The following is a 20,912-nucleotide window of genomic DNA, read 5'->3' on the forward strand; positions in this document are numbered from 1 at the left end:
GAGGAGGAAGAGGAAAACGATGCTGGAAGAGAGGATCCGAGTCAAGATAAAGAAGATTTCGGACGGAGATGCGGATAGATCCAATGTACCTTTTTATGCAACGACAGGAGCCGCAGGCGCAGACCTGTTTGCTTCCCTGGATCAGGACATGGTTGTGAGGCCAGGGGAAAGGGTCCGTGTTCCTACCGGAATAGCCATAGAGCTGCCAGACCCGCAGGTGGCAGCATTTGTGTTTGCACGCAGCGGTCTGGCAGATAAAAAAGGGCTTGCTTTAAGCAACGGGGTTGGTGTGATTGATTCGGATTTCCGAGGAGAAATCAAAGTACTGATGATCAATCTCGGAAATGAAGACGTTGTCGTCAGCAATGGTGATCGCATTGCCCAGATTGCGTTTATGCCTGTTTGCCGGGCCATTTTTACAGAGGTTGACGATCTGGGTGACACGCTTAGGGGCGAAGGTGGATTTGGATCGACTGGCTTATAGAAAGTCAGTTAAGCTGATTCATTTTATTGTCCAAGTCTTTTCGGCCTTTTCAAAAAGAAAGTCAAAAAGACTGCTAACAAACATAGGATACACGAAATGGTAAACGCAAGCGAATAGCTTTTCGTGGCATCAGCAATTCGAGCGGCCATCAGGGGGCCAAAGACACCTCCGACGCCCCAGGCAGTAAAGACAAAACCGTAATTCACACCGGCATGTTTTGTGCCGAAATAATCATAGGTTGCTGATGGGAAGAGCGAAAGCAAAGAACCGTAGCCTAATCCTGCAATCGCTGCACCCAACGCAATTAATGCCGGAGTATTGTAAGTGCTGAAAGCAAGCATGTTGAGCGCCTGGATCAGAAAGAAAATACGCATCGACCAGGAACGCCCGATTTTATCGGAGAGCCAGCCGGCAATAACCCTGCCGGAGGCATTAAAAACGGCCAGCAAAGCGACCATCGCGTACCCCCAGGAAATACCGGCCTGCGTTTTGGCAATTGAAGAAAGCTGGCTGATGATCATCAGCCCGGCGCTGGCTCCTGCCGCATACATCACCCAAAGCAGATAGAATTCTCGTCTTATAAGCATTTGCCGCCAGTTTAGGCCTCCTGTCGAGGCAGTAGCCGCTGAAGGGGAAGCCGTGCTGCTCTGAGATTGGCTGCTTAGAGTGGAAGGGACAGTCAGTACCTGGGCAAGCAAAACAATAATCAGTAAGAACAGGATCCCTTCAATACGGAAGGTGTTCTCTATGCCAAACTTTCTGAGTAAAGCATTGGTTAATGGTGCGATATAAAGAGAAGCCAAACCAAAGCCGGCAACAACGACACCCGAGATCAGACCTTTTTTCTCTGGGGGAAACCATTTGACTGCGGCAGGTGTCGCAGCCGAGTATCCGAGCCCGATCCCCATCCCGGCAATTAAACCGAAAGTAACGATCAGCATGGTCAGTGAGTGCGTAAAGCTGCTCAGGATTAAACCACTGCCTGCCATGATTCCGCCAAAGGCAGCAATCCAGCGGGGGCCGTACCGGTCTTGAAGATATCCGCCGGGAACCATCATCAAGGCAAACACTGCGCAAGCGACCATATACGGAACAGAAGCCGCAGTTTTAGTCCAGTGAGCCTGCTCAATCAGGGCAGCTGCAAAAACGCTCCAGGTATACAGAACGCCAAGAGCCAAATTAATGCCGGTTCCGGCCAAAGTAACTGTCCAACCCTGTCTCACTCTGTTCATCATTATCTTCCTTTCTTTATCTGTCCGTCAATCCTGATGGAATCCGGCCAGTGTTATCTTTTAGGTATCTTATCAGAAAAGAGATCAAAGGTTTGTGATTCTGACTGCAAAAGCAGTATTCAGCACGTCAACGGAAGATAATAAGGCGTTACCCGTTTACGGAAGAATAATGCTGTTTTTTCCCTCATAGATATGCTTAGGGGGGATTCCTAATGAAAGCCCTGAAGCGTTTATGAGTATTCTATATAGTGTTCTGCTGGCGCTCGGGATTGCCGTATCATTGAGAACCAGAGTAAAAGTCATGATGTGGAGGTCTCCTGAGGCACCTAATCGTTTGGCCAAAGCCATTACCCAGCTGGTCGGGACTGCGGGTGGAATTTATATCTCTTTGGAACTGCTACTGACCTTTCTAGGAATACCAGAAAACATCTGGAATCCCTCAACGGTTTATTTTATAAAGCCACTGGCTGTTTTTTCGCTGATCATTGCGATACTGCAGCCTTATGGTCAAAAAATATGGGAAACGGTCCGGGGCAGGAGTGTGTAATATGCTTTTAAGTGAACTGTCAGGGAAAGAGATTATTAATCTTCATGATGGCGCGAAGCTCGGTTCAATTGGCGAGAGTGATATTAAAATTAGCCCTGAAGGAAAAATCGAGGCAATCATCATCGATTCAAGAGCGGGATACGGAAGGTTTTTTAATAAGAACAGTGAAAAAGAAGGCGGGTATGTGGTCGTCCCCTGGAAAGCCATTAAAAAAGTAGGCAGTGAAGTGATCATCGTAGATATCGATATGTAGGTTTGACAGGTTTCTATTGATATAATAGAATAAGAAGTGTATTAAACCCCGAAAGGCTTCTGGCGCGGGGTTTTGCGTTATCGTATTCAGGAGGGGTATATTTGGACAAAATACGCGTATTTGTTGCCGGAGCATGTGGCAAAGTGGGCATGGAAACAGTCAGGACAATACGTCTGCAGAACGATATGGAGCTTGCAGGGGTATCAGATATTCAGAATCAAGGAAAGGATATTGGATTAGTCCTTGGACAGCAGCCATTCGACTTACAGATTTCCGGCCAGATGGAAATAGAAAAATTAAAAGAACTGCAAGTAGATATTCTCGTTGATTTTACGAATCCCCAATCAGTATTTTCCAATGCCAAAACTGCAATTAAAGCGGGGGTTGTTCCTGTTATTGGAGCGACTGGGCTGGACGATCATGAAATCAGTGAATTGGAAGATCTGTCCAAAGCGACCGGCACAGGGGTTTTTATTGCACCGAATTTTGCGCTTGGCGCAATACTGATGATGAAGTTTGCGAAAGAAACCGCAAAATACTTTCATCACGTCGATATCGTTGAATATCATCATGATCAGAAGCTGGATGCACCTTCAGGCACTGCTTTGAAAACCGCGGATATGATCTCTGAGATCCGGGAACCAATCATCCAGGGACATCCGAACGAATATGAGAAAATACCTGGTGCGCGGGGCGGAGACCTGAATGGCATTCACATCCATTCCATCCGTTTACCGGGACTGATCGCCCATCAGGAAGTTATTTTTGGAGGATCCGGACAGACGCTTACGATCCGTCATGACGCGTATACACGGGAAACCTACATGCCCGGGGTGATACTGGCCATTCGCAAAGCATATAAGCTGACCGGACTTGTTGTCGGACTGGAGAATTTCCTGGATTAGGTTAAGCACCGCGTTTCTCGGCTGCTCATATACTGGATAGTAGTTAACTGGACACTATCCAGTAAGGAGGCATAAACATGAATGCGGTACTTGAAGGAGTTCGCCTGGCAGTAATCGGCGGGGATGACAGAGAAATATTTCTTGTCCCTGAGCTGCAAAAGTGTGGTGCGAAGATCATCGGGCTCGGTCTGGAAAAGTCTCCGCTTGGAGACAGCATTGAACATGCCAAATCTTTTACCGAGGTTATTGCTAAAGCAGATGCGCTTATCTTGCCAATGTTTGGTACAGATGCACGGGGCCTGATCAAGGCAAAGTATTCCAGCTACCCGATCATCTTGAATAATGAAGTTCTGGAATCGATTCCACCCGGTGTTCCACTGTTTATAGGCTGGGCCCGTCCTGCTCTGATCAGTGCAGCCCAGAAGATGAACATAGACCTTGTAGAAATTGCCAACCGTGATGAGATTGTCATCTTGAATTCGATACCTTCAGCCGAGGGGGCGGTTCAGATGGCAATGGAGGCTACCAATATCACCCTTCACGGTAGTGAAAGCTTTGTTTTAGGGTTTGGCCGCTGCGGCATGACGCTGGTCAATTTGTTGAAGGGAATGGGAGCTAGGGTTACATGCGTTGCCCGTAAGCCGGCAGATTTGGCCCGGGCATCAGAAATGGGCGTGCATGTTGCCAGTTTTGCTGATCTTGAGAAGGAAATCAGCAGGGCGGAAATCGTATTCAACACTGTGCCTGCTCTGGTTCTCGGCAAAGAAGTCTTAAACAAAATGTCTCAGGATACCGTCATTATTGATATCGCCTCTATTCCGGGGGGAACAGACTTTGAATATGCTCAGATGCTTGGCATTAGGGCGCAGCTTGCCCCTGGCCTCCCAGGCATTGTGGCACCCAGAACCGCCGGAAAAATGCTGGCAAAACTTTATCCATCTCTGATTCTTGAGCACCTTGTACCTGCTGCAGATGCAGCCACTGCAGCTGCAGTCCGGAAGGGGGTGCCCAAAAATGAGATTTGAAAAGTTGCACATCGGTTTTGCGCTGACCGGTTCCCATTGTACCCTTGGCCGTGTCATGGGGGTGATCAGGCAGCTTGTCGAAGAAGGAGCAGATATAACGCCGATTGTTTCGGAGTCCGTTAATACAGTGGATACGAGATTTGGAAAAGCAGCGTACTGGAAATCCAGTCTGAAAGAGATTACCGGGAAAGACCCGATCAGAACTATCCCGGAAGCAGAACCAATCGGTCCGGGCAAGCTTTTTGACTGTATAGTTATTGCGCCCTGTACCGGGAATACACTTGCCAAACTCGCCAACGGTATCACCGATACACCCGTCTTAATGGCTACCAAAGCGCATTTGCGCAACTTAGGTCCTGTGGTAATCGCTATATCCACAAATGACGGGTTAGGGGTTAACGCCAAGAATATCGGAGCCTTACTCTTAGCCAAGAATATCTACCTGGTGCCTTTTGGTCAGGACAGCCCGCTCAAAAAAACCAATTCACTAGTTGCCCAGATGGATAAAATACCGGACACAATACTGCTGGCCTGCCAGGGAAAACAAATTGAACCGCTCCTGGTAGAAATTACTTCTTCTGAGTAACCAAAATATTTAGTATCCTATGAGACAATAATGATTTATACTATATTAATACTTAGTTGTTGAAAGTGAATTGTCAGAATTATTGAATATCCATGTTTAAGGAGGATCTCAATGCCGAATATTGCAATTGTCGGGGCAACGGGTGTCGTTGGTCAGGAATTTCTGAAAATTCTTGCTGAACGGAAGTTCCCGGTGAATGAGCTTCGCTTGCTTGCGACGAAAAGATCAAGCGGGTCACGGATTTCCTGGCAGGGAAAAGAAATAGAAGTACAAGAAACAACGAATCAGAGCTTTCATGGCATTGATATCGCCTTATTTGCGGGCGGTTCCGCCAGTACGGAGTATGCGCCGGCCGCAGTCAGGAGCGGGGCAGTCGTCATTGACAACAGCAGTGCTTTTCGGCTAAATCCGGATGTTCCTCTGGTTGTGCCTGAAGTCAACCCCGAAGATGTCAAATGGCATAAAGGGATTATTGCCAATCCGAACTGTTCCACGATTATCATGGTCGTGGCACTGAAACCGCTCGAAGCGCTTTCGCCAATCAAACGCATTGTGGTATCCACGTATCAGGCAGTTTCCGGCGCGGGCAAAGAAGGAATTATTGAACTGGAGGAACAAGTGAAGTCGTGGAGTAACAGGGAAAAGATCACGGATATTGATACCTTCCCATATCAGATCGCCTTTAACCTGATACCCAGAATTGATGTATTCCAGGAGGGTGACTATACAAAGGAAGAATGGAAAATGGTCAAGGAAACCCAAAAAATCTTCCACAGGGATGATTTGCGTATTACGGCTACCTGTGTCCGTGTTCCAGTCTTTCGTTCCCACTGTGAATCCATCAATATTGAGACTGAGAAAAAAATCACGATTGATCAGGTCAAGGCTGCGCTTGCCCAGGCTCCCGGCGTAATCTTAAAAGACGATTCGGCGAAAGATATTTATCCGATGCCGCTCGATAGCTCGAACAGGGATGAAGTTCTGGTCGGAAGAATCCGGGAAGATCAAACCATCGATCAGGGGATTAATCTCTGGATCGCAGGTGATCAGATTCGCAAAGGTGCAGCGACAAATGCAGTCCAGATTGCAGAATTGCTGTTATAATAGATAGGAAATAACGGATAAGATTAAAAGAAAAGAAAAGAAAACATAGACGTTATAATAGTAAGGAAAGCAAAATACAAGACAAGTTAAGAAAATTAGAGGAAGGAGAAATTACCTTGCGTATATTGGTTCAAAAATTTGGCGGAACTTCCCTAGCCAATCCGGAAAGAAGAGCGCAGGTCGCGGCTAAGGTTTCCGAGGCTATTAATCAAGGATATTCGCCTGTAGTTGTTGTTTCGGCAATCGGGCGTTCGGGAGATCCCTATGCGACCGATACGCTGATTAAGATGGTTTCAAGCATTTATTCCGAAGTGCCCAAAAGAGAAATGGATTTACTCTTAAGTTGCGGGGAAATTATTTCCGGCAGCATTATGGTTAGCACGCTGCAGGGTCTCGGGTTGGAAGCTGTTCTTTTAACGGGTGGACAGGCCGGCATTATCACCAACAGCAGTTTTGGCGATGCAAGAATTGTCAGAATCGAACCGGAAAATATCCTGGAGCAACTGAAAGAAGGTAAGGTTGTCGTCATTACGGGCTTCCAGGGCATGACCGAAAACGGACAAATTACAACCCTGGGCAGAGGTGGCAGCGATACGACGGCCTGTTCGATTGGCGTCGCACTAAATGCTGAAGCAATCGATATTTATACGGACGTCGAAGGTATTATGACCGCAGACCCCCGGATCGTCCAGGATGCCAAAATCCTTGACGTGATCACCTATAATGATATCTGCCATCTGGCGCATCAGGGAGCCAAAGTCATCCATCCGCGTGCCGTGGAAATCGCGATGCAAAAGAATATCCCACTACGGGTAAAATGTACGTTTTCCGATGCTCCTGGAACGCTGGTCACCAATGTTCAGCCTGACCTCGCGGAGGGTTCGGACATGATCGGCGACAGGATCATTACCGGGATTGCACATACCCCGAATGTCACCCAGATCAAGATCCATATTCAGGAAGAAGAAAATAAACCCAAAGCGATCACCAAAATATTCAAGGGAATGGCTTTAGCGGATATTAGTGTCGATTTCATCAGTGTTCAGCCAGAAACTGTCCTGTATACCGTTCGTGATGAGCTGGCAAAGAAAGCCGTCAATATTTTAAAGAATCTGGGCTTTAACCCTGAATCCGCACCAGGATGCGCCAAGATTGCACTTGTCGGCGGGGGAATTGCCGATGTACCCGGTGTCATGGCCAATATGGCAGAAGCACTTGCTGAGAGCGGCATTGAGATTCTGCAGTCCGCTGACTCCCATACCACGATCTGGGTGCTTGTCAGAAAGGAACATATGGTTCCGGCTGTTCAGTCTTTGCACAAAAAATTTGAGCTTGGTATTTGACAGCCAGGCAGTGCATAAAATAGTTTATGGAGGAAAGAGAAATGTTTGGCAGCGTTTTAACAGCTATGGTGACACCATTTAACGATAAGCTGGAGATTGATTATCCTGCAGCCGCAGTGCTGGCCAGATATTTGGCTGAAAACGGCACAGAAGGGATCGTCGTAGCCGGAACAACCGGTGAGAGCCCTAATCTAACCGGTGAAGAAAAGCTTAAGCTTTTTACGACAGTGAAAGAAGCGGTTGGGGATACGTGTAAAGTCATTGCAGGCGTGGGTACCTATTCGACCCGTGAAAGTATTGAACTTGCCGAAAAAGTCTCAAATCAGCTCGATGGCATTATGGCAGTGGTTCCGTATTACAGCAAACCTTCCCAGGAAGGTCTTTATGAGCATTTTAGAGCCATCGCAGCGGCCACAGACCGGCCGGTGATGCTTTATAACATACCAGGAAGGACAGTCATCAATCTTCTTCCTTCCACAGTCACCAAACTAGCTGAAATTCCGAATATCGTCTGTATTAAAGAAGCAGCAGGATCAATGGACCAGGTCAGTGAACTGAAAAAGGAACTGCCTTCGACCTTTGCGATTTATTCGGGCGATGATTCACTGACCTTGCCGATGCTGTCTTTAGGCGGGGCAGGGATCGTAAGTGTCGCTTCTCATTTGATCGGTACCCAGATGCAAAAAATGGTTGCTGCGTTTAAGGCCAACGATATGGAGAAAGCTTTAAAATGGCATCTGCTGCTGTTCCCAATCTTTAAAGGAATGTTCGTGGCAACAAATCCAGTGCCGGTGAAGTATCTGCTAAATGAAGTCGGCATCAAAGCTGGAGGCTACCGGTTGCCCATCGTTGGCCCGACCCAGACGGAACAGGCTTTCTTAAAAGAATTGCTCACGAATATCCGGAATCTGCCTGAAGAGGTTTGACCTTAAAAATTGCTTTCAGATAAAACTAAAATTAAAAATAAAATTAAAAACTTTGGTTATGCCGAAGTTTTAGTTTTATTCGCGAATGGGCAACAATAGTGTTGGAAGCTGTTCACCCAGCTTGCATATCTGATATTCAGGTACTATAATAAATCTAATGGTGTTGTACGGCTAACCGAATAACGGAATCAAAGAAACCAAGAGGTATTTTTACCTGTTTCTATTTTTGTTTGTGTTTTTTTGTTTTAGTCTTTTTTATCTGGCTCAGATACTTCGGGGTATCTTCTTGTTTTCTTTTGTTTACAAAATTAATAGGATTGAAATTGAAATTAGTAAAGTGAAATATATATAAATTGATGGAGGTATTGCCCTTGCCAAAAGAACACAAACTGCAAATTATCCCTTTAGGCGGGTTGGGTGAGATCGGGAAAAACATGACGCTGGTAAAGTATGACAACCAGATGATCATGATTGATGCCGGTATGGCTTTTCCTGAAGATGACATGCCTGGAATTGATCTGGTCATCCCTGACTATTCCTATGTTATCGAAAACAAGGACATGCTGCTCGGGATTATGGTGACCCATGGTCATGAAGATCATATCGGCACATTCCCGTATCTTCTGAAGGACATAGACGCGCCTGTATTTGCGCCAAAACTTACCTTGGGACTGATCCAGGCCAAATTAAAGGAGTGCAATGTCAACCGGTTTAAATCGACTGTCGTCAATCCTGGAGAGAGTATCAAGCTTGGCGTTTTTAAAATTGATTTTATCCGGGTCAACCACAGCATACCTGATTCTGTGAGTCTGGCTATCCATACACCCCTCGGTGTGATTGTCCATACCGGAGATTTTAAACTGGATCATACCCCCGTTACCTCGGAGATCCTAGATATTTATAAATTCTCCGAATTGGGTGAAAAAGGCGTACTCTGCTTAATGTCCGACAGCACAAATGTAGAAAGGCCTGGTTTTACGATGTCGGAGAGAGTGGTCGGCCAGATGTTTGACGATGTATTCCGTACCGCCAAGGAAAGGATCATTTTAGCCAGCTTTGCTTCGAATATCCATCGCGTGCAGCAGGTCATCACCGCTGCTTTCAAAACGAACAGGAAGGTTGCAATTGTTGGCAGGAGCATGCAGAATTACGCCTCAATCGCTGCTGAATACGGCTATCTGATCATTCCAGAAGGAACACTGGTCGATGTAGAAGAGGTTCTGCAGCTGCCGCCGAATCAGGTCTGTATTATTACAACAGGGAGCCAGGGAGAACCGATGTCGGCACTTTCTCGTATGGCTTCCAGCGATCATAAACAGGTCGAAATCCTGCCCGGTGATACGGTGATTATTTCGGCGAGTCCGATTCCGGGAAATGAGAAATCGGTTGCCCGGACCATCGATCAGTTGTTTAAACTCGGCGCCAATGTGATCCACGAACAAGCATCGGGCGTCCATGTTTCCGGCCATGGCAGTCAGGAAGAATTAAAGATGATGCTGAATATGGTAAGACCGCAGTATTTTGTGCCTGTGCACGGTGAGTACCGCATGCTGATCAAGCATGGTCAGATTGCCGAACAGCTTGGCATTCCGCACAAAAATATTTTTATTGCCGAAAATGGAAGTGTCATTGAGTTCACCAGAAATGGAGCAGGTATCGCTGGAAAAGTGCCATCCGGCAGAATTTTAGTGGACGGACTTGGCGTAGGGGACGTCGGCAATATTGTGCTGCGCGACCGCAAACAGCTGTCTCAGGACGGTATTTTAATCGTAGTCATTGCGCTGAGCCGTTCCACCAATGAAATCGTTGCCGGGCCTGATATTGTGACCAGGGGATTCGTCTATGTCAGAGAATCCGAAACGATGCTGGATGAGGCCAAAGAGAAAATCAAACAGACAACCGAACGCTGCCTTGAAAACGGCATTATTGAATGGGTCACTCTCAAAAATCAGATTAAAGACGTTCTAGGCAAGCATCTGTACGAAAAAACGAAAAGAAAGCCGGTCATCCTGCCAATCATTCAAGAAGTGAAATAAGTTCAACAAGTTCGAACATTTTTTTCCTAAACGGGTTGACAATGTTTTCGCATTTAGCTATACTATCAAATGTTCTCGCAATTTTGGCCCGTTGGTCAAGCGGCCTAAGACACCGCCCTTTCACGGCGGTAACACGGGTTCGAATCCCGTACGGGTCACCATTTCAAATCCGACGTTTGGGGTTTTCCCCGAACATCAGATAAGGGCGATTAGCTCAGCTGGGAGAGCGCCTGCCTTACAAGCAGGATGTCGGCAGTTCGATCCTGTCATCGCCCACCAAACTCGAAGTTCGAAGTTCGAGGCGCGAAGTTTGAAAAGGCATATTAAGATATTGCTTGAAGAGCGGAAGGTACGAACTGAACATCGGGAAACTTACTGCAGAGGAATACGAAGGTTTGAATATCGAACGTCGTGCCTCGAATATCGAATTGGCCCCGTAGCTTAGTGGTTTAAAGCGCCTGCCTGTCACGCAGGAGATCGTCGGTTCAAATCCGATCGGGGTCGCCATTATTTATCAGGTTCTGAATCCATCCTGAAACCGATGGGGTGTCGCCAAGCGGTAAGGCACCAGACTTTGACTCTGGCATACGTTGGTTCGAATCCAGCCACCCCAGCCAGACGGGTCATTAGCTCAGCTGGTAGAGCACCTGACTCTTAATCAGGGTGTCCAGGGTTCGAGCCCCTGATGGCCCACCATCAAAACAATATTATTTCCGAGCCATTAGCTCAGTCGGTAGAGCATCTGACTTTTAATCAGGGTGTCCCGCGTTCGAGTCGCGGATGGCTCACCATCTATCATGCGGGTGTAACTCAGTGGTAGAGTGTCACCTTGCCAAGGTGAAAGTCGCGAGTTCGAATCTCGTCACCCGCTCCAAAAAAATATGCGCTCGTAGCTCAGCTGGATAGAGCGTCTGACTACGAATCAGAAGGCCGGGGGTTCGAATCCCTCCGAGCGCACCATCTTTCAAAGGCATTCGCCGTTATAGCTCAGTAGGTAGAGCGTATCCTTGGTAAGGATAAGGTCACCGGTTCAATCCCGGTTAACGGCTCCAGTTTTATGCGGGAGTGGCGGAATTGGCAGACGCGCACGTTTGAGGGGCGTGTGGTTAACACCGTGCGGGTTCAAGTCCCGCCTTCCGCACCAATTATGAAGCTTTCATCGGAAGAAGGGCCTTGAACGGCCGTAAAGAAAATGCGACCTATGGAAGCATTTTTAGGCCCGGCGTGATAGCGTGCTGAAAGCACGCGGCGCAAGTCCCGCCTTCCGCACCAATCAGCGGTTTACGGAGAAGTACTCAAGTGGCTGAAGAGGACGGTTTGCTAAACCGTTAGAGTGGGTAACTGCTGCGAGGGTTCAAATCCCTCCTTCTCCGCCAGCATATTCCTCGATAGCTCAACGGTAGAGCAATCGGCTGTTAACCGATAGGTTGCTGGTTCGAATCCAGCTCGGGGAGCCATGGCAGGGTAGCCAAGTGGTCTAAGGCAAGCGGTTCATACCCGCTCATCCGAGGGTTCAAATCCCCCCCCTGCTACCAACATGCGGGTGTAACTCAATGGTAGAGTGCCAGCCTTCCAAGCTGGTTACGTGGGTTCGATTCCCATCACCCGCTCCAAAGAAAATAAAATCCTGCGCAATCGCGCAGGATTTTCTATTTATGAGGGTGATGGGAATCGAACGGGAGGAATAGAAAATGCGCCCTATGGAAGCATTTTCCCGACCCGGCGTGATAGCGAGCAATTGGCGGCGCCGCCAATATGCGAAGCGGAGCGATTCCCATCACCCGCTGAGTTGAGGTATGAAGTAGTAAATAAGAGTGAAGAGAACTACCAGAAGGATAACTTGTCAAGATTTTGTCAATGACAAATTTAGAAAGAACTTACAATTAATACAATTAAGTAGTATAATTAAAAATGTATTTTTATTTCTAAAAATGAAATATAAGATTTATGAAGAATTTGTAAAAAATATGTAAAATAAGTGTAAAAAAACTGTAAAATTGATATTAAGGAAGTGAAACAATGCCTCTATATTCGTATGTTGCCAAAGACTTTTCCGGCCAGAGATCGACAGGCGTTCTGGAAGCCGATAGTATTCAGAACTTTTACCGCCAGCTCAAAGAGCGACAGCTTTTTTGCATCGAAGTCAGCGAAAAGAAACAAAGCGCGCAAAAAGCGATTAGTAAGGATAAGCCGATCAAGCTAAAAGTCAAAGACCTTGTCGTGTTTTGCAATCAGTTTCATGCACTATTAACAGCCGGGGTAACAGTCATCAAAGCACTCGATGTAATCTATCAGCAAACGGAAAGCAAGAAGCTCAAAGCAGTTGTTCTCAGAGTTTATGAAGCAGTCCAAAAAGGTGATATGCTTTCCGAAGCTATGCGCAAGCAGGGGCAGGCATTCCCGGAAATTCTCATTAATATGATTGAGTCGGGAGAAGCCAGCGGCAAACTTGATCTCGTACTGGCTAAAATGACGGATCATTTTGAAAAGGAACGAAAGCTTCGGACAAAAATGATTTCTTCTATGACATACCCGGCCATCTTAACCGGCGTAATGATCATTGTGGTTATTATATTGATGACTTTTGTGCTGCCGACGTTTACCGCCATGTTTGAATCGACCGGCACAACCCTGCCGCTGACAACCAGAATCCTTATGGGAATCAGTAATTTTATGAGGTCTTATTGGTACATTTTAATCATTGTGATTGCAGCGATCGTTTTTGCAACAAGACAATACATTAAGACGGATTCAGGAAGACTGAAATGGGATGGAATGAAACTGAAAATCCCTGTTGTAAAGTCGACTTCCATCAAGATCATGTCCGCTAGAATGGCCCGGACACTTTCCACCTTGTTAAGCAGCGGGATTCCTTTACTGAACTGTATAGAAATCACCGCGAAAGTGCTTGGGAATAAAGTAGTCAGTGACGGTTTGTTAGCTGCCAAAGAGGATATGAGCAAAGGAGCGACGATCTCGCAGTCCATCCGCAAGATCGGGGTGTTTCCGCCGATGATTTATTCCATGATCAGCATCGGCGAGGAATCCGGCTCACTTGAGAGTATTTTGGAAAGAACGTCTGCCTATTATGACGAGGAAGCCGATGTGGCAATTCAGCGTATGCTGGCGCTGTTTGAACCGGCCTTGATCGTTGTGATGGCGGTCGTGATCGGCTTTATTGTTCTGTCGATTGTTTCGGCGATGTATGGCGCCTATCAGAATATTTAAGTAAATTATACATAAGAGGGGGAATCTACTTGACTGCTGCATATCTGTCCTTTGATCTTGGAACAAGAAATATTCACGCTGTTGTCGGCCAGGCGGAAGGAAATACTGTCAGAATACTGCGAAGTGCCAGCATCGGGCTCCCGAAAGGCGTGCTCTCTGACGGTTTGATTACGAATAAAGAAGTACTGATCTCAGCCATGCAGGAAGTGCTTGCTTCTCTGAATACTTCCACCAAAGATACCCTGATCACGTTTAACTCCAACAGCGTGATTATTCGTGAATTTGAGGTTCCTTCAGGAAATGCTCAGGAGCTCGAAGCCATGATCAAAAACGAGATTGTTCAATACTTTGGCATGACGGATACCGATCTCGTGGAGTACCGTAAAATCGGTGAGACAGAGACTGAGGGGACAAAAAAAGTCAAGGTTCGGGCAGCGGTCATGAACAGGGAAATCGCTCATGCGTATTACGAACTGCTTGACAGCCTTAAGCTGAAACCAGTCGCCCTGGACATTCACGCGAATGTTATTTCTAAAATTTTCAACGAAAAGACTGCGATTAACAACATTTTGTCGAACAACTATATCATTTTGGATATTGGGTATTCCGGGACGATGATCTATCTGATCTCTCAGGGTAGCCTGAATTTCTTCCGTTCTATCAGCTTCGGCGGAAGAGCGGTGGATCGCCTGCTTGCAGGCCTATTTGCCCTATCTGAAGAGAAGGCTGAAGAAAAGAAACTGGAGTTTCTTTCCGATAAACAAGAGCTCATTGCTTCGGAAGCAGGCGCAACGGAAAGAACGGAGAATAGATCCTTTGCCGTGAAAAAGAAAGGCCATACGTTTGTGATTAAAAAGAAGGGTCTAACTGAAAATGTGGAAGAACCTGTTTCCGATTCAGTTGAGAACACGGTTGAAGAGTTTCGGCCCATTGAACAAGGAAAAGTTTTTACCAAAGAGGAAGCACTAGCCGCTGTGAAACCGCTTTACGGAGAACTGCTCGAAGAAATCCGAAAGGTCATGCAGTTTTTTGCGAACAGGAGCGGCTCCAAGGATTTGAGCCAAATCTACCTGATCGGTGGAGGCGCCAGTCTTACAGGAATACCTGAGTACCTGTCCCAGGGCTCGGTTTGAAAGTTGACCGGCTTAAGACGATCAGTAACATTCAGTATATAGACCATGAGCAGGCACCCGGAGACTATGTCAATGCCTCCGCTGCCCTGATCAGGCTTTGAGAGCAGGTGACAAAATGAATGATTTTAACTTTTTTTCAACATTTGAAAAACAGAAACTGGCCCAGAAGAGAAAAATCAGAAGATCCTATGGAGCGATCCTTGGCGTAATCATTGTTGTTGTACTATTTTACGGCATTATGGGAGCAAGGATGCTCTATTGTTCTTACGCGATTAATAAAGGCGAGGTCTTCCTGAATGCTCCGGAAAACAAAGCCAAGCTGACAGACATTCAGGCCAAGAAAGCAGCTACCGAGAATTTAATCACCTATACGGCGCAAGTAAGTCAGGCCAAACAAAAAATTACGCTGGCCACTAAAGTCAGCAGTGAATTTCTGAATACGATTCAAAAGACGATCCCGGCAGCAGTCAGCCTGAAATCTCTGGAAATCAAAGACTATCAAGTGATTCTGCAGGGCACTGTACCGGCATCGGCGACAGTGGCCGAGTTGGCCCATAACCTGGAGGCAACAGAGCTTTTTTCCAGGGTGCAGGTACAGTTTATTCAAAGTGGTACAGAAACAGCTGCCTATGAATTTTCCATTCTGTGCGAATTGAAGGAGGTGGCTGAATAATGAAGCTGCAGAAACCAAACTTGCAGGGGAAAAAGATTGGGAAATTATCACTCGATACCAAAATCACCGAGCGGGATAAAAAAATGCTGATGGTTCTTGGGGTTGTGATTATCATTGCGCTCAGCTACTATGTCCTTTACCTTCCGATGAGTGCCAGCCTTGAAAGTTTAACAGCCGATAAAGCAATCATGGATCAAAAAGTGGCTGCAGCCAAAAGCGACCTGGAAAATGAACAAAGGATTGTCAAGGCCTATGAAACGCAATTAGCGAAGGGAATGAAGGCTTCTGAAGCCTTCTTCCCCGGCGTCTATCCGTATAAGGAGCAGTACGTGCTGCTCGTGGAAAAGATCGTGAAGGGAAGCGGCGCGACGTTGACGAATCTTGAGTTTTCCGATCCCGAAGTTAGTGGGGTCGTGATGCCGGCGGACAACCGCTATCTACTTCCGGCATATGCCTTGCAGCAAGAAGCGAATACCATTAACCAAGCTTATAGTGACCAGCCAGCAAAAGAGATACCTTCTGCTGCAGGTACTTCCCAGAGTACCGCCACCACCGGTGAAGAGAAGACTTTACCTGCCGATGCGGTGCTGCGGCTGCCGACAACAATTGAATTTACCGGGAGCTACGCCCAGTACCGGACAGTCGTCAGCAGCCTGGAAAAGCTGAACAGGGCGATTGCACTGGAGGCCGTCGAGGCCAAGGAAGAGGATACAGGACTGAAATTCACACTGACTGTATCTTTCTATGCGGTGGAAAAAGTTGATAACGGCGAGGATCCATTCAATGCCTGGACGATTAAAGGCAGTTACGGAAAGTCGGATCCTTTCAATTAAGGTTAAGAATGATTTTTTCCAATAATAGGAATACAAGGAGGGGAGTCATGTGAAAAAAAAATCGGATGGTTATGCATTAGTGCTGACAATGGTCTTATTGGTTGTGCTGTCTGTGTTGGGGACTGCGATCCTGAGTATTGCTTTCGGGGAGACCAAGATGGTCGCGAACCAAGTTGAAAACAAACGGGCCTACTATGCCGCACGTTCCGGCGCCGATGCAATGGCTTCCTATATTATTAGCAACAGCGGCAACAGCAACATCGCTACAATCGTCAGTAATCTTATTACAAAAACCTCATCCAATCCGGGTACAGGAACGGTCGGAAGCAATACTTTTGCGGTACAGGTTAGCAATATATCGAGCGGGGCATACGCGGGAGATTTGCTGATTCACTCCGAGGGAACAGCTGATACCGGAGCCCTCCCGGTCAAAGTTAGCCTGGTTCTGACACAGGCCGTCCGCTCGGCGGTCGATGCAACGCTGTTTTCAGATATTTCCCCGACGATCGGTAATAATACGATAGTCGGCGGAGATCTTGCCACGAACGGTCCTTCGATTAATTACGGCAACAGCAGCCAGATTAATGGCAGTGTTATGTTGGGGCCGGATGCCACTCAGGCAGATATTCAAAATGTTGTTTCCCATGGCGACAGTGTGTCCACCATGACATCAAAGGTAATCTTTCCACCTGCAGACCCGGCCCAGTTTACTACGACAGACAATGGGACATACCCAACGATTACCTTAACGGCAGATGGCCAAAAACTTTATGTGAAGGCACCTTCTGTGGAAGACCTTCATAAAAACAATAATAATCATGTAACGATCAATTGGGCCAGCGGAGTAAGCGGAACTGGTGAGGTTCACCTGCTTGTATCTGATCCGGATTTCTGTATTACAGGACCGTTAACTTTTCCTGCTGGAATTACGTTGTATCTGTATTACAACGGAACCAACACCATCGCCTCAAACGGTCTGCTGGGAATGAACCATGTCTTTATTTACGCGCCGTTTGCCACTTTTAGTGTTCAGGGTGGCGGCAGCGGGAATTTTACAGGAAAGATGATCGTCAAGAATCTGAATCTGCCAAGCAGTAATGTCACCATCACCAACGACCCGACGATCGACCTGGACAGCATTGTCGGTGTGGATACGTACCAGCGCAATGTCTGGTTAAAGCAATAAGAAATCTTAATGCACAGAATAAGGTATAGTTAAGGGAGGGATACCGGAATGCTTCCAAAAAAGGCCAAAGGGTTTACGCTGATTGAGATCATTGTCGCTCTGGGGATCATTGGCATAATCGGCGTATCCCTTCTGACAGTTTTTACAATGGGGATACAGGTCATTGCCCAGGCCAGAGACCGCAACGACGCAGCATATACTGCCCAGTCCCAGGTGGAGGCTGACCTCAATACAGTGAATGCAGCGCCTTCCACGATTACAATCACGATGCCCGATGCGACGACGATTTCGGCTAGTGGTACAGTAATGCCTGCCGAGAGTGCTACTGTGAACGGAAAAGAAGTTTCGATTGATTACTTCAAGTCCGGAAAATAACAGAATTTAGACTGGAGGGGAGCCCATGAAATTCAGCATAAAAACACAAAAAAAGAGCAAGGGCTTTACCTTGCTTGAAGTGATGGCTGTCACTGCAATCATGGCTTTGGTCGTGGCGATCATTTACCCGATGATCACATTCGGAACAACTGCTCTCCACAAGGGACAAGTCAATACCAATAAGCAATATCAGGTGCGCATGGCTGCCGATTTTATCAGCAAGCAGCTGCGCTATGCCGATTCATTTACCTTCCTGACGAGTACACCTACTGCTGCCACCGGCAGAAACGATATTTACCTGGATGCTTCAGGTTTCTTCCACTACAATAACAATGGAACGAGTGCCACTGCGTCCGGAGTTGACAATACCCAAAAATTTAAAATCTCTTTTACGAACACCGGAAAATCAAATTCAGTCATTTTTACAATTGGCGATAAAGATGATGCCAATTATGATATCACCACGGAAATCATTCTGCTGAATTATCATAAAAGCACGTTTCCGACCGCCTCAGGCTCCTGTATCGGTTTTTCGTATACCTTGCCTTCTTCTTTGTAGGGCCGCCTGCTCAGTTGATTTCAGTAAAGAGAATAGTCTGAATGATCATATCCTATGGAGCGTGTAATATGGAAGAAACCGGGCAGTTGAATCAGCCTATCAATGAAGCAGCAGCGTACTACTATCAGCATAAAGATAAAGAATCAGCAGAAAAGGTGCTTGGAGCTGGCAAGGGATTGATCAAATATTTTGCAAGGCTCTACGGCGGAGGCTGCTGTGAGGACGATCTTTTTCAGGCTGGCAGTCTGGGTTTACTGAAAGCTTTGCGTAATTTTGATCCCGATAGGGAGACTAGCTTTATGACGTTTGCTTCACATTGCATCATGGGTGAGGTACGCCATCTGGCCCGTAAAGAAGCCTCCTTCTACCGCCCGGGCTGCATTGTTGAGCTTCAGTCCAAGGTAGATCAGGAAGTCCTGAAATATATGAAAGAAAACGGCGATGTACCTGGTACTGAATACATCGCCGAAAAGCTGAAAATTAAGGAAGAAAGCGTCATAGAAGTCATGCGGGCAGGCTTTGTAAGCTTTGAAGAGATCGACGCTTCCAGGATTCACAGCACAGCCTACGAGACATTTCACCTTCCGATTGAAGACAAACTTACCCTTTATCATGCGTTAAAAAAGCTTACAGATATCCAGCAGAAAGTGGTTCAAATGATTTTCATTAAAGATATGACGCAGCAGCAGGTCGCTTCAAAGCTTGGGATATCCCAGCGGCAGGTAAGCAGGGTGAAGGACCGAAGTATGGAGATTTTAAGAGAGAATATTAATAAAGAATGAAAGCCGGCAGTTTAAATGCTGGCTTTAATCATTGTATTTAATATGGAGAATTGTTCAAATTAACGATAAGTTAAATGCTTTGCTTCTGGATTACAGGGATAATTGGCGGGATGCGTACCAATCAGACTTATTTTTTGCAACAAAGAAAAATGGCTTAGTTTCATATTCACATGTCAACGCAACAATAGGAAAGGCTGCAAAAAAAAGCAAGTATTAACAAGCAAGTTTCTTGCCATATTTTAAGACATTCATTTGCTTCCGCTTTAGTTAAAAACAATGTCGGTTTGGTACAGATACAAAAGCTTCTTGAACATTCAAGCCTGACAACAACCTCTATTTATGCCCATACGAATATTGAAGCCCTTTCTGAGGCTGTCAATGTACTTAACAATTAGATTAAGGGGGTAATAAGTATGGCATTGATTAATTGCAAAGAGCCTGTATTTGACAGGCAGATAAATCAAATATTAAAAATGCTTGAAGAGGGAATAGATCGAGCGGATATCGCAGAAAAGCTGGGGTATCAAAACCATGCTTCTCTTGATAATTACATGAGAAGACGTAACTTTTCTTGGGATACCAGACAAAAGAAGTTTGTGCCTGCGGTTGAACGGTACTCTGGCAAAGGGAAAGATAATACTATTTAATTACAAGGTATATCGAAAACAGCTTTTATAAGATCGCTTTTTAATCAAGGTGAATTGGATGCCAAAGACATTGCCAGACAAGCAGGTTTTGATACACATACTGAGCTGGCTAACTACATGAAAAACAAGGGTTATCATTGGGATTCCAGACAAGGCAATTATGTGGAAGAAGAGGCTGAAACAGTACAGACTAAGGAAGAAATTACTGCTCAAATAAGTACGGACATTTCTATGAACGAATTGCTAAAAAATATCATGCCATTGCTCAGAAACATGCAGATAACAGAAAAGATAATTGATATATCTGAAGCAACACCAGTTCTGCCAAGATACCAGCTTAAAGGGATGTATGGAACAAAAGCGGTAAGAATGGCGAATATGGTATCGGGATAAGGTTGAGGAATATTTGCTTGATTAATTGGTATAATGGCAAAAAGAAAAGAGCCAGCAAAATGCTGACTCTTGAATCAACCGTGGTACCTATCCCCCCGGTTGTCCTATTACCATGTTACGGTTATTTTACCGTTATCATCTCTTTCAGCAGTGAAAGCTGTTCCATCCACAGTTTGAGTCAGTTCAAACACAACATGGTTACCTGAAGTTGAAAGTGCCCATGTTCCTGTGGTAATCGCTCCACTATGTGGAATTGTTGCTCCACCGAAAGCTACTTTTATCGCATTAGCTTGCGCGGGTAATCCACCAGTTTCAGCAATAAGGCCATCTGCGGCTGTGGCAAGCTGCTTGGCATCGACGGTCACCTGCGTGCTCGTTGCTTTATCTTGAAAACCACTAAACTGTGGAATCAAGATTGCTGCCAAAATCCCTAGAATTGCAATAACCACAATCAGTTCAATCAGCGTGAAGCCTTTGTTTTTCTTTCTCATTTGAAGACACATTCTCTTTAACATTTCTTTTTCCTCCATTTTTTAATTATCGTAATTTTTTGAGGTCGTCCTCAAGGTCTAGACGTTTGAATTATACCTGTGGATTTTCCTTTTAGACATCATTCTACATATTTTACAAAATACATACAATTAATTTACAATTAGTTTACA

Annotated in this window: 23 protein-coding genes and 14 tRNA genes; 35 read left to right on the forward strand and 2 right to left on the reverse strand. The window is 46.0% G+C overall.

Annotation, left to right across the window (positions count from 1 at the left end):
• Positions 1 to 19: 19 nt before the first annotated feature.
• Entirely contained in the window at positions 20 to 484 is a 465-nt protein-coding gene (gene dut / locus AAH944_RS04980; protein ID WP_415537781.1) for a dUTP diphosphatase, read from the forward strand.
• Between the two features lie 23 nt (positions 485 to 507).
• Here the strand turns inward: dut and AAH944_RS04985 are convergent, their stop codons facing one another.
• Positions 508 to 1,716, reverse strand: coding sequence for an OFA family MFS transporter (locus AAH944_RS04985; RefSeq protein WP_415537016.1), 1,209 nt, complete (start codon positions 1,714 to 1,716; stop codon positions 508 to 510).
• A gap of 232 nt (positions 1,717 to 1,948) precedes the next feature.
• Between AAH944_RS04985 and AAH944_RS04990 the strand changes: the two genes are divergently transcribed.
• The 34 genes from AAH944_RS04990 (at position 1,949) to AAH944_RS05155 (ending at position 20,250) form a co-directional block, all read left to right on the forward strand.
• Positions 1,949 to 2,263, forward strand: coding sequence for a hypothetical protein (locus tag AAH944_RS04990; RefSeq protein ID WP_415537018.1), 315 nt, complete (start codon positions 1,949 to 1,951; stop codon positions 2,261 to 2,263).
• Position 2,264: 1 nt separating this feature from the next.
• Positions 2,265 to 2,516 (forward strand): YlmC/YmxH family sporulation protein, encoded by a 252-nt coding sequence (locus tag AAH944_RS04995; RefSeq protein WP_019226749.1) that lies wholly within the window; start codon positions 2,265 to 2,267, stop codon positions 2,514 to 2,516.
• Between the two features lie 101 nt (positions 2,517 to 2,617).
• Complete coding sequence (gene dapB / locus AAH944_RS05000; protein ID WP_415537020.1) at positions 2,618 to 3,421, forward strand: 4-hydroxy-tetrahydrodipicolinate reductase; 804 nt, start codon at positions 2,618 to 2,620, stop codon at positions 3,419 to 3,421.
• A 77-nt stretch (positions 3,422 to 3,498) separates the two neighbouring features.
• Positions 3,499 to 4,446, forward strand: coding sequence for a dipicolinate synthase subunit DpsA (gene dpsA, locus AAH944_RS05005; protein WP_415537022.1), 948 nt, complete (start codon positions 3,499 to 3,501; stop codon positions 4,444 to 4,446).
• Positions 4,436 to 5,032 carry a dipicolinate synthase subunit B gene (locus tag AAH944_RS05010; RefSeq protein WP_415537024.1) on the forward strand — a complete coding sequence of 199 codons (597 nt, stop codon included), beginning with the start codon at positions 4,436 to 4,438 and terminating at the stop codon, positions 5,030 to 5,032. The genes dpsA and AAH944_RS05010 overlap by 11 nt, the downstream gene beginning before the upstream one ends.
• 111 nt (positions 5,033 to 5,143) lie before the next feature.
• A complete protein-coding gene (locus tag AAH944_RS05015; protein WP_415537026.1) occupies positions 5,144 to 6,136 on the forward strand; it encodes an aspartate-semialdehyde dehydrogenase in 993 nt (330 codons plus the stop codon).
• 116 nt (positions 6,137 to 6,252) lie between these two features.
• Positions 6,253 to 7,479 carry an aspartate kinase gene (dapG, locus tag AAH944_RS05020; protein WP_415537028.1) on the forward strand — a complete coding sequence of 409 codons (1,227 nt, stop codon included), beginning with the start codon at positions 6,253 to 6,255 and terminating at the stop codon, positions 7,477 to 7,479.
• A 41-nt stretch (positions 7,480 to 7,520) separates the two neighbouring features.
• Positions 7,521 to 8,405: a 4-hydroxy-tetrahydrodipicolinate synthase gene (gene dapA / locus AAH944_RS05025; RefSeq protein WP_415537783.1), complete on the forward strand. Its 885-nt coding sequence runs from the start codon at positions 7,521 to 7,523 to the stop codon at positions 8,403 to 8,405.
• Between the two features lie 371 nt (positions 8,406 to 8,776).
• Positions 8,777 to 10,441: a ribonuclease J gene (locus AAH944_RS05030; RefSeq protein WP_415537030.1), complete on the forward strand. Its 1,665-nt coding sequence runs from the start codon at positions 8,777 to 8,779 to the stop codon at positions 10,439 to 10,441.
• An 85-nt stretch (positions 10,442 to 10,526) separates the two neighbouring features.
• Positions 10,527 to 10,602: transfer RNA gene (locus tag AAH944_RS05035), tRNA-Glu, on the forward strand.
• A gap of 42 nt (positions 10,603 to 10,644) precedes the next feature.
• Positions 10,645 to 10,720 (forward strand) — tRNA-Val (locus tag AAH944_RS05040).
• A 151-nt stretch (positions 10,721 to 10,871) separates the two neighbouring features.
• Positions 10,872 to 10,948: transfer RNA gene (locus AAH944_RS05045), tRNA-Asp, on the forward strand.
• 35 nt (positions 10,949 to 10,983) lie between these two features.
• Positions 10,984 to 11,058, forward strand: a tRNA-Gln gene (locus AAH944_RS05050).
• Between the two features lie 3 nt (positions 11,059 to 11,061).
• A tRNA-Lys gene (locus tag AAH944_RS05055) sits at positions 11,062 to 11,137 on the forward strand.
• 19 nt (positions 11,138 to 11,156) lie between these two features.
• Positions 11,157 to 11,232: transfer RNA gene (locus AAH944_RS05060), tRNA-Lys, on the forward strand.
• Between the two features lie 8 nt (positions 11,233 to 11,240).
• Positions 11,241 to 11,315, forward strand: a tRNA-Gly gene (locus AAH944_RS05065).
• Positions 11,316 to 11,324: 9 nt separating this feature from the next.
• Positions 11,325 to 11,401, forward strand: a tRNA-Arg gene (locus AAH944_RS05070).
• A gap of 16 nt (positions 11,402 to 11,417) precedes the next feature.
• Positions 11,418 to 11,493: transfer RNA gene (locus AAH944_RS05075), tRNA-Thr, on the forward strand.
• 7 nt (positions 11,494 to 11,500) lie between these two features.
• A tRNA-Leu gene (locus AAH944_RS05080) sits at positions 11,501 to 11,585 on the forward strand.
• Between the two features lie 141 nt (positions 11,586 to 11,726).
• Positions 11,727 to 11,817, forward strand: a tRNA-Ser gene (locus AAH944_RS05085).
• Positions 11,818 to 11,823: 6 nt separating this feature from the next.
• Positions 11,824 to 11,898, forward strand: a tRNA-Asn gene (locus AAH944_RS05090).
• 1 nt (position 11,899) lies between these two features.
• A tRNA-Ile gene (locus tag AAH944_RS05095) sits at positions 11,900 to 11,976 on the forward strand.
• A gap of 4 nt (positions 11,977 to 11,980) precedes the next feature.
• Positions 11,981 to 12,054: transfer RNA gene (locus AAH944_RS05100), tRNA-Gly, on the forward strand.
• Between the two features lie 406 nt (positions 12,055 to 12,460).
• Positions 12,461 to 13,669 (forward strand): type II secretion system F family protein, encoded by a 1,209-nt coding sequence (locus AAH944_RS05105; protein ID WP_415537032.1) that lies wholly within the window; start codon positions 12,461 to 12,463, stop codon positions 13,667 to 13,669.
• A gap of 29 nt (positions 13,670 to 13,698) precedes the next feature.
• The gene (pilM, locus tag AAH944_RS05110) at positions 13,699 to 14,802 is read left to right on the forward strand and encodes a pilus assembly protein PilM (RefSeq protein WP_415537033.1); all 1,104 of its coding nucleotides are present in this window, start codon (positions 13,699 to 13,701) and stop codon (positions 14,800 to 14,802) included.
• Between the two features lie 115 nt (positions 14,803 to 14,917).
• Entirely contained in the window at positions 14,918 to 15,475 is a 558-nt protein-coding gene (locus AAH944_RS05115) for a PilN domain-containing protein (protein ID WP_415537035.1), read from the forward strand.
• Positions 15,475 to 16,308, forward strand: coding sequence for a type 4a pilus biogenesis protein PilO (pilO, locus tag AAH944_RS05120; RefSeq protein WP_415537037.1), 834 nt, complete (start codon positions 15,475 to 15,477; stop codon positions 16,306 to 16,308). Before AAH944_RS05115 ends, pilO begins: the two co-directional genes overlap by 1 nt.
• A 49-nt stretch (positions 16,309 to 16,357) precedes the next feature.
• A complete protein-coding gene (locus tag AAH944_RS05125) occupies positions 16,358 to 17,494 on the forward strand; it encodes a PilX N-terminal domain-containing pilus assembly protein (RefSeq protein ID WP_415537039.1) in 1,137 nt (378 codons plus the stop codon).
• 48 nt (positions 17,495 to 17,542) lie between these two features.
• Positions 17,543 to 17,869, forward strand: coding sequence for a type IV pilus modification PilV family protein (locus tag AAH944_RS05130; RefSeq protein ID WP_415537041.1), 327 nt, complete (start codon positions 17,543 to 17,545; stop codon positions 17,867 to 17,869).
• Between the two features lie 25 nt (positions 17,870 to 17,894).
• On the forward strand, positions 17,895 to 18,428 hold the full coding sequence (locus AAH944_RS05135; protein WP_415537043.1) for a type II secretion system protein J: 534 nt from the start codon (positions 17,895 to 17,897) through the stop codon (positions 18,426 to 18,428).
• A 41-nt stretch (positions 18,429 to 18,469) separates the two neighbouring features.
• On the forward strand, positions 18,470 to 19,210 hold the full coding sequence (locus AAH944_RS05140; protein ID WP_415537045.1) for a sigma-70 family RNA polymerase sigma factor: 741 nt from the start codon (positions 18,470 to 18,472) through the stop codon (positions 19,208 to 19,210).
• 194 nt (positions 19,211 to 19,404) lie between these two features.
• The gene (locus tag AAH944_RS05145) at positions 19,405 to 19,605 is read left to right on the forward strand and encodes a tyrosine-type recombinase/integrase (protein ID WP_415537785.1); all 201 of its coding nucleotides are present in this window, start codon (positions 19,405 to 19,407) and stop codon (positions 19,603 to 19,605) included.
• Positions 19,606 to 19,623: 18 nt separating this feature from the next.
• Positions 19,624 to 19,857 carry a hypothetical protein gene (locus tag AAH944_RS05150; protein ID WP_415537047.1) on the forward strand — a complete coding sequence of 78 codons (234 nt, stop codon included), beginning with the start codon at positions 19,624 to 19,626 and terminating at the stop codon, positions 19,855 to 19,857.
• Positions 19,858 to 19,911: 54 nt separating this feature from the next.
• Positions 19,912 to 20,250: a hypothetical protein gene (locus AAH944_RS05155; RefSeq protein WP_415537049.1), complete on the forward strand. Its 339-nt coding sequence runs from the start codon at positions 19,912 to 19,914 to the stop codon at positions 20,248 to 20,250.
• Positions 20,251 to 20,357: 107 nt separating this feature from the next.
• Here AAH944_RS05155 and AAH944_RS05160 read toward each other — a convergent pair whose 3' ends face one another.
• Positions 20,358 to 20,780: a type II secretion system protein gene (locus AAH944_RS05160; RefSeq protein WP_415537051.1), complete on the reverse strand. Its 423-nt coding sequence runs from the start codon at positions 20,778 to 20,780 to the stop codon at positions 20,358 to 20,360.
• Positions 20,781 to 20,912 lie beyond the last annotated feature (132 nt).

It is taken from the genome of Dehalobacter sp. CP (assembly GCF_047652685.1).
Lineage (GTDB): Bacteria > Bacillota > Desulfitobacteriia > Desulfitobacteriales > Syntrophobotulaceae > Dehalobacter.